This window comes from Paraburkholderia phenazinium, from assembly GCF_900100735.1.
In the GTDB taxonomy this organism is placed as follows: Bacteria; Pseudomonadota; Gammaproteobacteria; order Burkholderiales; family Burkholderiaceae; genus Paraburkholderia; species Paraburkholderia phenazinia.
Genome location: NZ_FNCJ01000001.1, coordinates 86,161 through 98,897, shown reverse-complemented (window position 1 = coordinate 98,897; position 12,737 = coordinate 86,161). Strand labels below are relative to the sequence as shown.

Below are 12,737 nucleotides of genomic sequence, written 5' to 3'. Positions count from 1 at the left end.
TCCAGCCCGACATCCTAACGCGGCGTCGGACTATAGCCCAGTTCGTACGACAATTTGCGCGCGCACTCGCGCAGCGCCGTATCGATCTCACCGTCCCAGCGGATATCGAACGCGCCCTCATGGCCGAGCGCAATCAAGCCGAGGGCCAGGTCGCCGGTCGAATCGAAAACCGGCATGCAGAACGCGTGGATGGTCGGCAGCAGCATGCCTTCCACCCGAGCGGCTTCGTGTCTGCGTACGTCCGCGAGCACCCGCTCGACATCTTCGGGCGTACGCGGAGCGTCCGTGTGCGACGAGCGGCGCGAATCGGCGAGTTCGCGCTCGATCATCGCGGCGGTCTTGCTCGCCGGCAGGTAAGCGGCGAACAGCAGGCCGGTGGCGGAGCCGAGCAACGGCATCACGTCGCCGAGCCTGAGCGAGGCCTTGGCGGGATGGCTCGATTCCATCCAGTGCACGACGGTCGGCCCCTGATTGCCCCATACGGCGATGCCTACGGTCAGGTCGAGGCGATCGCGCAGTTCGGCGAGCGCGATGCGCGCGAGCTTCACGCCGTCGACCCGCGCAAGCCGCGCGAGTCCCAGTTGCAGCGCGAAGCCGCCTAGCTCGTAGCGCCCGGATAGCGGGTCCTGCGCGACGACGCCGAGGCGCAGGAAACTGACCAGGTAGCGGTGCGCTTTGGCAGGGCTCATGCCGGCCCGCTGCGCCAGATCGCGCAGCATCATGGCGCGCGGCTCGTGGGTCAGCACCTCGAGCAGACGGAAACCGACCTCGATCGACTGAATGCCCGAGCGCAGCTTCTCCTCGCCGGCATCTGCGGTGTCGTCCTCGGCGGCGTCGAGCGGCTCGGCCGGGTCGGTCGCTGCGGTGGTTTCGGCGTCGGCGGCAATCGCGCCGGAGCGGGCTACTGAAGGCATAAGCAAGGCGCACGTGGCGCGGGACGGTGAATCGGGTGGAAAGGCCGCTGGCGTGGCACGGCGATTCCCGCAGCCGGGGTGCATGAACCAGCACATTTACAGCCCATCTGGGCTGCGGCGATTCACCATCGTAGAATAGATTCCCTCTATCGTCACTAACACGGCTCATTCCCCCTATGAAACTTGCCACGCTGAAGGACGGCACGCGCGACGGCCAACTGATCGTCGTGTCCCGCGACCTGCACACCGCCGCCATCGCCGACGCGATTGCGCCGACGCTGCAACGCGTGCTCGACGACTGGACCTTCTACGCGCCGCAACTGCAGGATCTGTACGACTCGCTCAACCAGGGCCGGGCGCGCAACAGCTTTGCGTTCGAGGCCAAGGAATGCATGGCGCCGCTGCCGCGCGCGTTCCAGTGGGCCGACGGCTCCTCGTATGTGAATCACGTCGAACTGGTGCGCCGCGCGCGCGGTGCGGAAATGCCGTCTGAGTTCTGGACCGATCCGTTGATGTATCAGGGCGGCAGCGACGACTTCATCGGCCCGAAAGACGACGTGGTGTGCGCCTCGGAAGCGTTCGGCATCGACTTCGAAGCCGAAGTCGCGGTCATTACCACCGACGTTCCGATGGGCGCGACGCCCGACCAGGCGCTCAAGGGCGTGCGTTTGATCACGCTGGTCAACGACGTGTCGCTGCGCAACCTGATTCCGGCGGAACTGGCAAAGGGCTTCGGTTTCTTCCAAAGCAAGCCTGCTACCTCGTTCGCGCCGGTTGCCGTCACGCCGGACGAACTCGGCGAGCACTGGCGCGAGGGCCGCGTGCACCGGCCGATGATCGTCCACTGGAACGGCAAGAAGGTCGGCCAGCCGGATGCCGGCACCGACATGGTGTTCCACTTCGGCCAGTTGATCGCGCATGCGGCGAAGACGCGCAATCTGCGCGCGGGATCGATCGTCGGCTCGGGCACGGTGTCGAACAAAGATGCCAAACGCGGCTACTGCTGTATCGCCGAGAAGCGCTGCCTCGAAACCATCGAGCATGGCGCACCGCAGACCGAGTTCATGAAATACGGCGATACGGTCAAGATCGAGATGTTCGATGAGGCGGGCAAGTCGATCTTCGGTTCGATCGAGCAGGGCATTGCGCCGCTGGACGGCGCGCGCTAAAGCGCCTGCAGCGCGCTCGAGAGGGTTTCGCCCGATACCGGCGCGCTCGGGCGCCGCTACACTGGCTGACGCGCAGCGACCACCGGCTGGCGCGCCGCCGCTGCTGTCGCGGCGAGGTGAGGGCTCACAACGGCTCGCCTTGATCCGCCGCAGGCCCCGCAACGGCGAAGTGGAACATAACGAAAAAGCCACGATAAGGAGACATGCATGCGACTGCGCTCGTTTGCATTTGCGTTGGCGCCGGCAACCCGGCGTGCCTGTGCGGCGACGCTGCCGAACCTGCCCATCTCCCGCCGCCCGCGGGCCGCACACCTTATTGCCGCGCTCTGCACCGCCTGGCCGGCTTTCGCATTGGCGCAGGTGAAGATCGGACTGGTGCTGTCGCTGACCGGCCCGGCGGCTTCGCTGGGCATTCCGGCTCGCGATACCGCTGCCATGCTGCCGAAGACGATGGGCGGCCAGAAGGTCGAGTACATCGTGCTCGACGATGCCTCGGACACCACCCAGGCTGTGCAGGACACCAAGAAGCTGATCTCCGAAGATCACGTCGATGCGATCATCGGTTCTTCGATCACCCCCAATACGCTAGCGATGATCGACGTCATCGCCGAAGGTGAGACGCCGACCATCTCGCTAGCGTCGTCCGCGAAGATCATCGAACCGGTCGATGCGAAGCGTCACTGGATGTTCAAGACGCCGCAAACCGACGCGATGATGGCCTCGGCGATCACCGCACACGCCAGCTCGCACGGCGTGAAGACGATTGCCTACATCGGCCAGGCCGATGCGCTCGGCGAAACCTTTTATGCCGAAGTCGCGAAGTTCGCCGAACTGCATCACATCAGCGTGGTCGCGAGCGAGCGCTTTAACCGCACCGATCCAAGCGTGACGGGTCAGGTGCTGAAGATTCTCGCCACTCATCCCGATGCCGTCGTGGTGGGCGCAGCGGGCACGCCCGCCGCCTTGCCGCCGCGCACACTCAAGGAGCGTGGCTACAAGGGCTTGATCTACCACAACCACGGCGTGGGCAATAACGACTTCCTGCGCGTCTGCGGCGCGGACTGCAACGGCACCTTCCTGCCGGCGAGTCCCGTGCTGGTCGCGGCGCAACTGCCGGCCGGCCATCCGGCGAAGCGCCTCGCGCTCGACTACATCGCGCGCTTCGAAGCCGTGCATGGGGCGGGCAGCGTATCGGCGTTCGGCTCGTACACGTGGGACGCGGGCATGCTGCTGTCGAACGCCGTGCCGCTCGCGCTGAAAAGCGCACAACCCGGCACCCCGGAATTTCGTCATGCCTTGCGCGATGCGCTGGAAGCGACGCACGCTCTGGCGGACACTAACGGTGTCGTCAACATGAGTCCGACCGATCACCTCGGACTCGACCAGCGCGCTCGCGTGATGGTCGAAATCAATAACGGCAAGTGGGTTTATCAACCAGACTGAATGTGCAGCGGCGCGCACCACGCGCCGCCAGGCGTTCAACATTGACGCATCGATCCATTGCGATCCGAACTACCGGACTGACCACCATGTCACACGAATCACCGATCAACGATCCCGCCTTCTACTCGCATTACCGTTCGCTGCGCTTGCGGCGGCATCCGCATGGCATCCTCGAAGTCATCATGAGCGGCGAGGGCGCAAACAAGAGCGGACTCGCGACGGCGGACGAGCGCATGCATTACGAGCTCGCCGAAATCTGGCGCGATATCGACCGCGACCCGGACACGCGGGTCGCCGTGATTCGCGGCGAGGGCAAGGGCTTTTCGGCGGGCGGCGATCTGCATCTGGTCGAGCAGATGGCGACCGACTTCGAGGTCCGCACGCGCGTCTGGCGCGAGGCGCGCGACCTCGTCTACAACGTCATCAACTGCAGCAAGCCGATCGTCTCTGCCATGCACGGTCCGGCGGTCGGCGCTGGGCTGGTGGCGGGGCTGCTCGCCGATATCTCGATTGCGACGAAGAGTGCGCGCATCATCGACGGCCATACGCGGCTGGGCGTTGCCGCGGGCGATCACGCGGCGATCGTTTGGCCGCTGCTGTGCGGCATGGCGAAGGCCAAGTACTACCTGCTGCTGTGCGAGCCGGTGAGCGGCGAGGAAGCTGAGCGGATCGGGCTGGTGTCGCTCGCGGTCTACGAACATGATCTGTTGCCCAAAGCATTCGAAGTCGCCGAGAAACTGGCACATGGATCGCAGACGGCGATTCGCTGGACCAAGTACGCCTTGAACAACTGGCTGCGCTCGGCGGGGCCAGCCTTCGATACCTCGCTCGCGCTCGAATTCATGGGCTTTGCCGGCCCTGATGTGCGCGAAGGGGTAACCTCGCTGCGCGAGCGGCGTGCACCGGATTTTCGCGGCGCCGATGCAGCGAAGGGCAATCCACCTGGCCGTGGCGGATCCGGCGGGCATGCCGCCTGACGTACCCTGGTCTCATCCGCCAACCTTGCGTAACAACCTCTTTTCGCGCGGTATGATCGGATGAAACGCGCGTCGGATTGCGCCAATTCCATTCCTGTCTGCTGCGAGGAGAACAACATGACCGATACACCTGGCTCCACGCCGCCCTTCCCCGGCTTCCCGGGTTTTCCGCCCGGCGAGATGATGGATCGCATGTGGGACATGATGCGCCTCACGCCGTTCGGCTCGGCCTTTCCCGCGGCTCAGACGGGCGGGGGCCATGGGCTCGGGCCATCGCTGTCGATGATGTCCGACATGATGGCGCCGCTGACCAACGTCGAGGAACTCGACAAGCGCATCACCGATATGCGTGCGGTCGAGCAATGGCTCAAGCTGAATCTGAACATGCTGCAGTCGGCCATTCAGGCGCTCGAAGTGCAGCGGGCCACGCTTGCGACGCTGCGGGCCTTTGGAGCGTTCGCGCAGCAGTCGATGGCGCAACCGGCGGCCGCCGCTGCAGCAACTGCTGCAGCCGAACCACCGCGTCGCGAGCCAGAGGCTGCGCAGCGCGCCGAGGCGGCAGACCCCGCTGAGCCCGAGGCGGGCGGTGGCGCTGAGGCACCTGGCTTCGATGCCTCGGCCTGGTGGAACCTGCTGCAATCGCAGTTCAACCAGATCGCGCAGTTCGCCATGGCGCAACCTGCTGCGGCCACAGCAACTGCGGCGGCGGGCGCCGATGCGTCGGACAGTGCAGCTGCACCAGAATCGGCCGCTGCCGCCAAGCCTGCCGCTGACAAGCCATCAGCCAGGGAGCCGGCGGCCAGGCGCGCGCCTGCGGCCAGGTCTTCGGGTGCTTCGTCGAGCGCCTCGGCGAGCCGGCCGCGCGCTGCCAAAAAGACGCCTTCGCAGCCCGAGTGAAGCGGCGCAGCGTGATGCAACGCCTCTCTCCGGCATGCGGCTCGCGCTGGTTCTAATGGGCGGCGGCGCCCGCGCCGCCTATCAGGTGGGCGCGCTGCAGGCGCTCGCCGAAATCGCTCGCGAGGCAGCGCCGGACTCCCGCGCGTCGCCCTTCAGCGTGATCTGCGGCACCTCGGCCGGCGCGATCAACGCAACCTCCATCGCGAGCCACGCCGACGATTTCTCGCGTGGCGCCGAGCGGCTCGTGAAGGTCTGGTCGGCCATGCATGCGCATCACGTGTACCGCACGGACTGGCCCGGCATGATCGGAGCCGGTGCGCGCTGGCTGGCCGCGATGAGCTTCGGTTGGGCTGCGCGCCGTTCGCCGCGCGCGCTGCTCGACAACGCGCCGCTCGCCCACCTTCTGCGCGAGGCGCTCAGTTTCCATCGCATCGATCAGATGCTCGATACGCGGGCGTTGCACGCGCTGTCCATTACCGCTCTCAGCTATTCGTCAGGACAACATCTGACCTTCTACCAGGCGAGCGAGCCGATCCATGCGTGGCGGCGTGCGCAGCGCACCGCGCGAATGGTCGAACTGACACCCGCGCATCTGCTTGCATCCTCGGCGATTCCCTACATATTTCCCGCCGTGCCGCTGGAACTGGACGGCCGCCACGAGTATTTCGGCGACGGCTCGATTCGCCAGATCGCCCCGCTCAGCCCGGCGATTCATTTCGGCGCGGACCGTATCGTCGTGATCGGCGCCGCCGCGCCGCGCCCGGAGGTGCCCGCGGCTGGACGCGACAACGCGTATCCGTCGCTCGCGCAGATCGGCCAGCAGGTGCTGGCAAGCGTGTTCCTCGATGCGCTCGGCGCCGACATCGAACGGATCGAGCACATCAACCGGATGGTGCTGCACCTGCCGCACACGGTGGAACCGGAGAGCGGCTGGCGCCATATCGACGTGCTGGCGATCGCGCCGAGCGAGCGCATCGAAGTGATTGCGGCACGCCATCTGCAACGCCTGCCACGGACGGTGCGCGGCCTGCTGGGCGCCGTGGGCGGCAACCGGGCGTCCGGGGCGTCGTTTGCCAGCTATTTGCTGTTCGAAAGCGAGTTCACCCGCGAGCTGATCGAACTGGGACACCGTGACGCGTTCGCGCAGCGCGACGAGATCGCCGCATGGATCGGCCGCGCGGGAATTAACGATTCGTCACAGTCAAAACACGAAGGACCGCTATCTTATTGAGATCGATCAAGGCGCCGCGTCCTTATGACCCTATGTAAGGTAAGGCTGCCAGGGCAGCGTGCTATCATGGTGAAAGCTTTATTTGGCTCTTGGGCGTGCCCGAAAACAACCAGTCCGCCGCCCGTTGTTGCCCGGTGGGCGGGCGTTTGCAGCCGCCTTTGCTGTCGGCAGCGCCGCCAGTTCGAGCGGCTTGGTGCGAAAGTTCGGCAGGCGCGAACCCAAGAACACCGAACGACTTCTTTGCCGTAAGGTGCATCTAAGCGGCCGATTCCCGCGTAAAATTGAATGCTTGGCTCGCGAACGCGTGTGTTTCGTTCGCCGGTAGCAACAATAGCAATAGACACAAACAGACGTCGCAATGCGCAGAACAGGGGTGGGACTATGAACACCATGCTTTATCCGGAACTTTATAAATCGCTCGAATCCGTTCGATGGGACATGGAGAAAGACATTCCCTGGGACAAGTTCGATGCATCGCTCTTGACCGACGAGCAGGCCGCGACGATCAAGATGAACGCGATCACCGAATGGTCCGCGTTGCCCGCAACGGAAATGTTCCTGCGCGACAATCACCACGACAGCGACTTCTCGGCCTTCATGAGCGTGTGGTTCTTCGAAGAACAGAAACACTCGCTGGTGCTGATGGAATATCTGCGCCGTTTCAAGCCGGAACTGTGCCCGACCGAAGAAGAGCTGCACGCCGTGCGCTTCGAATTCGATCCGGCGCCGCCGCTCGAAACGCTGATGCTGCACTTCTGCGGCGAGATTCGCCTGAACCACTGGTACCGTCGTGCGGCCGAATGGCACACGGAGCCGGTCATCAAGGCCATCTACGAAACCATTTCGCGTGACGAAGCGCGTCATGGCGGCGCGTACCTGCGCTACATGAAGAAGGCCATGAACAATTGCGGCGATGTGGCGCGTGCTGCGTTCGCCAAGATCGGCGTGTTGATGGCGTCGGCGCGCCGCACGGAAAAGCCGCTGCACCCGACCAACCTGCACGTGAATCAGGCTCTGTTCCCGCGCGACACGATCCAGTCGCGCCTGCCGGATCCGGAATGGCTCGAACGCTGGCTCGACGAGCAGATCCGTTTCGACGACGGCTGGGAAAAGAAAGTGGTCGAACGTATCCTGCACAACCTGTCCATCCTGTTCGAGCGCACTTTCAACACGGCTCAGGAACTGAACCGCTATCGCAAGGAAGTCGTGGCGCGTTTGCAGGCCGACCAGAAAACGGCTGAACAGCCGGCCTGATGGCTTCGTGCGTTGGCGTGCGCTTGTTGAGTCGAGCGCAGGCGGCGCCAGCTGGCAGACACGGCGTGATATAGCGTGTGACGAACGGCCCGACAGGCGCAAGCCTGCCGGGCCGTTTGCCTATTTTTCTCTTTTCTTCGATTTCCCCATGTCAGCCATTTTCGAACGCAAGCTCACGACCCGCGACGCCCTTGCTCAACTGCGCCCCTCGCTTACCGGGCCGGTGGTGTTCACGAACGGGGTGTTCGACATCCTGCATCGCGGTCACGTCACCTATCTGGCCGATGCAAAAGCCTTGGGTGCGTGCCTGATCGTCGGGGTGAATAGCGATGCGTCGGTACGCCGGCTCGGCAAGGGCGACGACCGGCCGATCAACAACGAAGCCGACCGGATGGCCTTGCTTGCTGCGCTGGAAAGCGTGGACTGGGTGGTGTGCTTCGAGGAGCAGACGCCGGTGTCGCTGATCGAAGCGCTGCACCCCGACGTGCTGGTCAAAGGCGGCGACTACGATATGGACAAGCTGCCCGAGTCGGCGCTGGTGCGTGGCTGGGGCGGCCGTGCGCTGGCGATTCCGTTCGAGCACGACCGCTCGACGACCGCGCTGTTGAAGAAGGTCCGCGCTCAGGGGTGAGGGCCCAGGCAACCCGGCGCATCAGCGCGGGACCTGCAGGTTACTGCGACAGTTCCGACGCCGAAATTGCCGGTGCCGGGGCCGGTCCGCCGACCACCGCAAGGTCGGCCGCCTCCGCAACCGGCTGCACCTTCAGCGTTTCCGGGTGAATCTGGCGATTCAGATGATTCGGCTCGCGCGCGCCCGCGAGGGGTGCCGGCCCGAACATGCCGCGTACCGTTACGAACGCGAGCATGTTGGCGAGAAACAGAATAGCGATCAGCCAGCGCAGCATCGTTGGAGTCTCCGTCTAAAGGGTGCGGCGTGCGTCAATAGCGATGCTCAGCGGTGCCCGGCTGGCGCGCCGGCGGCGGCAATCAGCGCGAGACCCGATAGCACGAGCGAATCGTGGCGAGTATGCGGCACTTTGAGTGCGCCTGTCACTTCGTTCGCGGCGCCGCCACCCACGACGAGCCGCACCGGTATGCCCCATGCGTCCTGCAGGTCGTGCCACATGCGTTCGATCAGGCCGGCTTGCGCCAGTGCGCAACCGGCGGAGAGCGAGCGTGGCGTGTCGGTGGCGAAGAACGGGCCGCGGGGTTTGGCGTCGCCGGACGCCTGGCCGTTGCCGGCCGTGCTTGCCGGGTTTGCCGCGGTTGTCTCTGCGCCGGATGCGAGCAGGCCGCGCGCCGCGTTGGCGTCGAGTGTGGGCAGTTGCGCCGTATGCTCGCCGAGCGAGCGCATCATCAGCGACCAGCCGGGCGCGATCAGTCCGCCGACAAACATGCCATCGGCGCGCAGCGCCTCCAGCGTGGTCGCGGTGCCGAAGGTCGCGATCAGCAGCGGTTCGCCCGGAAAGGCTGCGTGCGCGCCGATCAGGCCGGCCCAGCGGTCGCTGCCGAGCGCGCCAGGGGTCGTATAGCCGTTGGTCACGCCGCATTGCTGCTCGCAGGCGCGGATAATCGTGCGCGGCAGGCCGGGCCAGTGGGCGTCGAGCAGAGTCGCGAGGCGTTGCGCGACTGCTGCGCCCGCCACATTGGAAATCCATGCGCTGGCGGGGCGCGGCAGGGCTGACCAGTCGGGTTCGTCAACGCCCCCGTGCCCAAGCGCGCCCGCATGACTCTGCGTGCCGTCGGCCTGCACCAGCGCCCATTTGATGCGGCTATTACCGGCGTCGATCAGCAGGAAAGGCGCGCCGCTCATGCCGTGCCGTCGGCCAGACGCAGCGAGACGTCGCCGGTGGCGATCGCCTGGCGGCCCGTGGGCGTATCGAGCAGCAACTGCCCGATTTCGTCCACCCCTGCGGCCACGCCGCGCGCAATCTCGACACCCTGTTCGAGCAGCACCACTTCACGGCCCGCGTAGGCGTGACAGGCGTTCCAGCGCGGCTGGAACGGCTCGAAGCCGTCCTCGCCGAAGCGCTTGAGCGCCGGTTCGAGTGCGTTCAGCTCGGCGGCGAGCGTATCGGTCAGATTGGCATTGGGCAGCGCCGCCGACAATGCCGTCGGCACGGTGCCGCGCGCCTGCGGCGGGATGTCGGCGTTCAGCGCGCCGACCTTGGCGGCCAGCTCGTCCGCCCCCTTCACGTTGGTGCCGATGCCGATCACCACTGCAGTCGCATAGTCGGTGCTCCAGGCCGTTTCGATCAGGATGCCGGCCAGCTTGTCGCCTTCCAGCAGCACGTCGTTGGGCCATTTCAAGGCGATCTGGCCCGGCCCTGCGACCGGCAGCGAGCGCAGCCCGTCGACCAGCGCGACGCCCACCGCGAGGCTCAGCCCGCCGAGTTCTTCGAGCGGCCGCGGCAGCACGCAGGCCACCGAAAACAGCAGCGCATTGCCGGGCTCCGCGTACCACGTGCGACCGCGCCGCCCACGGCCGGCGGTCTGCAGATACGCCACGCGCACGATCGGCCGCGGCAGCGCATTTGAGCGGCGTGGCAGCGCCTTGACGCGTGCCATCAGGTCGGCGTTGGTGGAGCCGGTTTCCTCGACGATTTCGATCGGCCAGTCGTGAGCATGAGCACCGAACAGCGCGACGGCGCGCTCGCGGTCGATGCGCCAGTCGCCCGTCGGGCCGGCTTGGGGGGGAGTCTTGGAGGCGTTCATGCCGCTTATTGTAGCGACAGGGCGCGCGCACGGCCCATCCGTTGTGACGGAGCGCGCTTCCTTCGCGCCGCCTTCGTTACAATGGCCCCTGATCCGATAACCAGAATCCAGCGATCCTTGAACTACGACACTCCGCCCGGCCTTGAAGTCGCGGCAGGCAGCCAAGGCAAGATCGTCCGGCTCTCCGGGCAATGGACGGCGCTTGCGCTCGCGCGCGACCGCGCCACCGGCAAGGTGGTGCCCCGTCTGCGCTCGCTGATCGGCGCCGAGGGTATGCAATGGGATCTGTCGCGCATCGAGCGGATGGACCACGTCGGCGGCCAGGCGCTGTGGCGTGTCTGGGGCCACAAGCTGCCGTCCCAGGTGGTTGAGCTGAACGCCACGCAGCGCGACATATTCGAACGCATCGCCTTGCTCGATTCGGTGCGCGAAGCACCCGAGTCCGTTGTGCGCTTCGATCCGTTCACCCGCCTCGGCCTGTCGCTGTTCTCGTTCTTCGAGCATCTTTATGGCGGTATTGCGATGTTCGGGCGCGTCGTGCTCGACCTGCTTGCCATCGTACGCAATCCGAAGATCACACCGTGGACCGAGATCTCAGCGAACGTCTATAACGCCGGCACCAAGGCGCTGCCGATCACCGCGCTGGTGGCCTTCCTGATCGGCATCGTGCTGAGCTATCTGTCGGCGCAACAGTTGCGCCTGTTCGGCGCGAACCAGTACATCGTCAACATTCTCGGCCTCTCGGTGATTCGCGAGCTGGGACCGGTGCTCTCGGCGATCCTGGTGGCGGGCCGCTCCGGCTCGGCGATCACCGCGCAGATCGGCGTGATGCGCGTCACAGAAGAACTCGATGCGATGCGCGTGATGGGCATTCCGCACGGCTTGCGGCTGATTCTGCCGCGGGTTGTTGCGCTCGGCGTGGCGATGCCGCTGCTCGTCATGTGGACCAATATCGTCGCGCTTACCGGCGGCGCGCTTGCCGCCAAAGTGGTGCTCGGCATCGACATGAGCTATTTCTTCCGGGCGCTGCCGAGCGTCGTGCCGGTCGCCAACCTGTGGATAGGTCTTGGCAAGGGCGTCGCCTTCGGCATGCTGATTGCCATCGTCGGCTGCCATTTCGGCTTTCGCATCAAGGCGAATTCGCAGAGCCTCGGTGAGGGCACCACCACCTCAGTGGTGTCGTCGATCACGATCGTGATTCTCGCCGACGCGGTGTTCGCCATCCTGTTCCAGAACGTGGGGCTCGGATGACCGCGCCGCTCACTCAAGCCGTGCGCGGCCAGCCCTTGCCTTCGATCGCCGAACCGGTGATCGAGGTGCGCGATCTGACCAAGCGCTACGGCCGCAATATCGTCCATCAGCACCTGAACTTCGAAGTGCGGCGCGGCGAGATCGTGTCGATTGTCGGCGGTTCGGGCTCGGGCAAGACCACGCTGGTGCGGCAGATTCTCGGCCTCGAGAAACCCTCGTCCGGCACCATCAAGCTGTTCGGCGAGGACCTCTCGACCATCCCGCCGGAAACCGCGCTCTTGATGCGCAGCCGCTCCGGCATGCTGTTCCAGCGTGGCGCGTTGTTCTCGTCGCTGTCGGTGTTCGACAACATCGCGCAGCCGTTGCGCGAGCTCGGCAAGATCCCCGAGGACCTGTTGCGCGATATCGTGATGCTGAAGCTCGAGATGGTCGGCCTGCCATGCAAGCATGCGTCGAAGATGCCGTCGGCGCTCTCGGGCGGGATGATCAAACGGGTCGGCATCGCCCGCGCGATCGCTCTCGAACCCGAACTGCTGTTTCTCGACGAGCCGACCGCCGGGCTCGATCCGCAGGCGTCCGACGAGTTCGTCGAACTGGTGAGCACGCTGCACCGCGCGCTAGGCCTGACCGTCGTGATGGTGACCCACGATCTCGACACCATGGTCGCGCTGTCCACCCGCGTCGCCGTCCTGGCCGACCGCAAGGTGCTGGTCGCAGCGCCTGTGGAGGAGGCCGCGGGCGTCGACCATCCGTTTATTCGCGAGTATTTCCTCGGCCTGCGCGGCCGCCGCGCCTTGCAGGCGCTGCCGCCGGAGCGCCGCGCCAAGCTGCCGCCCGCGGCGCTCGAACCGGCATCGTCTGAATTGCCGCTGTGAACCAGGGAACC

13 protein-coding genes are annotated in these 12,737 nt (G+C 65.7%); 9 read left to right on the top strand and 4 right to left on the bottom strand.

Annotation, left to right across the window (positions count from 1 at the left end; translation table 11 throughout):
- Positions 1 to 14: 14 nt before the first annotated feature.
- Complete coding sequence (locus BLQ92_RS00450) at positions 15 to 914, bottom strand: IclR family transcriptional regulator (protein ID WP_090680431.1); 900 nt, start codon at positions 912 to 914, stop codon at positions 15 to 17.
- A gap of 176 nt (positions 915 to 1,090) precedes the next feature.
- Here BLQ92_RS00450 and BLQ92_RS00445 point away from each other — a divergent pair, with 176 nt between their 5' ends.
- The 7 genes from BLQ92_RS00445 (at position 1,091) to rfaE2 (ending at position 8,516) form a co-directional block, all read left to right on the top strand.
- Positions 1,091 to 2,083 (top strand): fumarylacetoacetate hydrolase family protein, encoded by a 993-nt coding sequence (locus BLQ92_RS00445; RefSeq protein ID WP_090680428.1) that lies wholly within the window; start codon positions 1,091 to 1,093, stop codon positions 2,081 to 2,083.
- Positions 2,084 to 2,290: 207 nt separating this feature from the next.
- Positions 2,291 to 3,526 carry an ABC transporter substrate-binding protein gene (locus tag BLQ92_RS00440; RefSeq protein ID WP_244106034.1) on the top strand — a complete coding sequence of 412 codons (1,236 nt, stop codon included), beginning with the start codon at positions 2,291 to 2,293 and terminating at the stop codon, positions 3,524 to 3,526.
- 86 nt (positions 3,527 to 3,612) lie between these two features.
- A complete protein-coding gene (locus BLQ92_RS00435; protein ID WP_090680427.1) occupies positions 3,613 to 4,503 on the top strand; it encodes an enoyl-CoA hydratase/isomerase family protein in 891 nt (296 codons plus the stop codon).
- A gap of 117 nt (positions 4,504 to 4,620) precedes the next feature.
- Positions 4,621 to 5,400, top strand: coding sequence for a PhaM family polyhydroxyalkanoate granule multifunctional regulatory protein (locus tag BLQ92_RS00430; RefSeq protein WP_090680424.1), 780 nt, complete (start codon positions 4,621 to 4,623; stop codon positions 5,398 to 5,400).
- A gap of 34 nt (positions 5,401 to 5,434) precedes the next feature.
- Positions 5,435 to 6,631: a patatin-like phospholipase family protein gene (locus BLQ92_RS00425; protein ID WP_090680422.1), complete on the top strand. Its 1,197-nt coding sequence runs from the start codon at positions 5,435 to 5,437 to the stop codon at positions 6,629 to 6,631.
- A gap of 381 nt (positions 6,632 to 7,012) precedes the next feature.
- Positions 7,013 to 7,885, top strand: a complete 873-nt coding sequence (locus BLQ92_RS00420; RefSeq protein ID WP_090680420.1) for a ferritin family protein — start codon at positions 7,013 to 7,015, stop codon at positions 7,883 to 7,885.
- 148 nt (positions 7,886 to 8,033) lie between these two features.
- Entirely contained in the window at positions 8,034 to 8,516 is a 483-nt protein-coding gene (gene rfaE2 / locus BLQ92_RS00415; protein WP_090680418.1) for a D-glycero-beta-D-manno-heptose 1-phosphate adenylyltransferase, read from the top strand.
- Positions 8,517 to 8,556: 40 nt separating this feature from the next.
- Here rfaE2 and BLQ92_RS00410 read toward each other — a convergent pair whose 3' ends face one another.
- The 3 genes from BLQ92_RS00410 to BLQ92_RS00400 are packed head-to-tail and all read right to left on the bottom strand — an operon-like array spanning position 8,557 to position 10,600.
- Positions 8,557 to 8,790 carry a hypothetical protein gene (locus BLQ92_RS00410; protein WP_090680415.1) on the bottom strand — a complete coding sequence of 78 codons (234 nt, stop codon included), beginning with the start codon at positions 8,788 to 8,790 and terminating at the stop codon, positions 8,557 to 8,559.
- Positions 8,791 to 8,837: 47 nt separating this feature from the next.
- Complete coding sequence (locus BLQ92_RS00405) at positions 8,838 to 9,698, bottom strand: type III pantothenate kinase (protein WP_090680412.1); 861 nt, start codon at positions 9,696 to 9,698, stop codon at positions 8,838 to 8,840.
- Positions 9,695 to 10,600 (bottom strand): biotin--[acetyl-CoA-carboxylase] ligase, encoded by a 906-nt coding sequence (locus BLQ92_RS00400; protein ID WP_090680409.1) that lies wholly within the window; start codon positions 10,598 to 10,600, stop codon positions 9,695 to 9,697. Before BLQ92_RS00400 ends, BLQ92_RS00405 begins: the two co-directional genes overlap by 4 nt.
- Positions 10,601 to 10,717: 117 nt before the next feature.
- On the opposite strand from BLQ92_RS00400, the gene BLQ92_RS00395 reads away from it, so the two are divergent.
- Together BLQ92_RS00395 and BLQ92_RS00390 are read left to right on the top strand one after the other, a co-directional pair.
- Positions 10,718 to 11,851, top strand: coding sequence for an MlaE family ABC transporter permease (locus BLQ92_RS00395; protein WP_090680406.1), 1,134 nt, complete (start codon positions 10,718 to 10,720; stop codon positions 11,849 to 11,851).
- Positions 11,848 to 12,726 carry an ABC transporter ATP-binding protein gene (locus tag BLQ92_RS00390; RefSeq protein WP_090680404.1) on the top strand — a complete coding sequence of 293 codons (879 nt, stop codon included), beginning with the start codon at positions 11,848 to 11,850 and terminating at the stop codon, positions 12,724 to 12,726. The genes BLQ92_RS00395 and BLQ92_RS00390 overlap by 4 nt, the downstream gene beginning before the upstream one ends.
- The last annotated feature ends 11 nt before the right edge of the window (positions 12,727 to 12,737 follow it).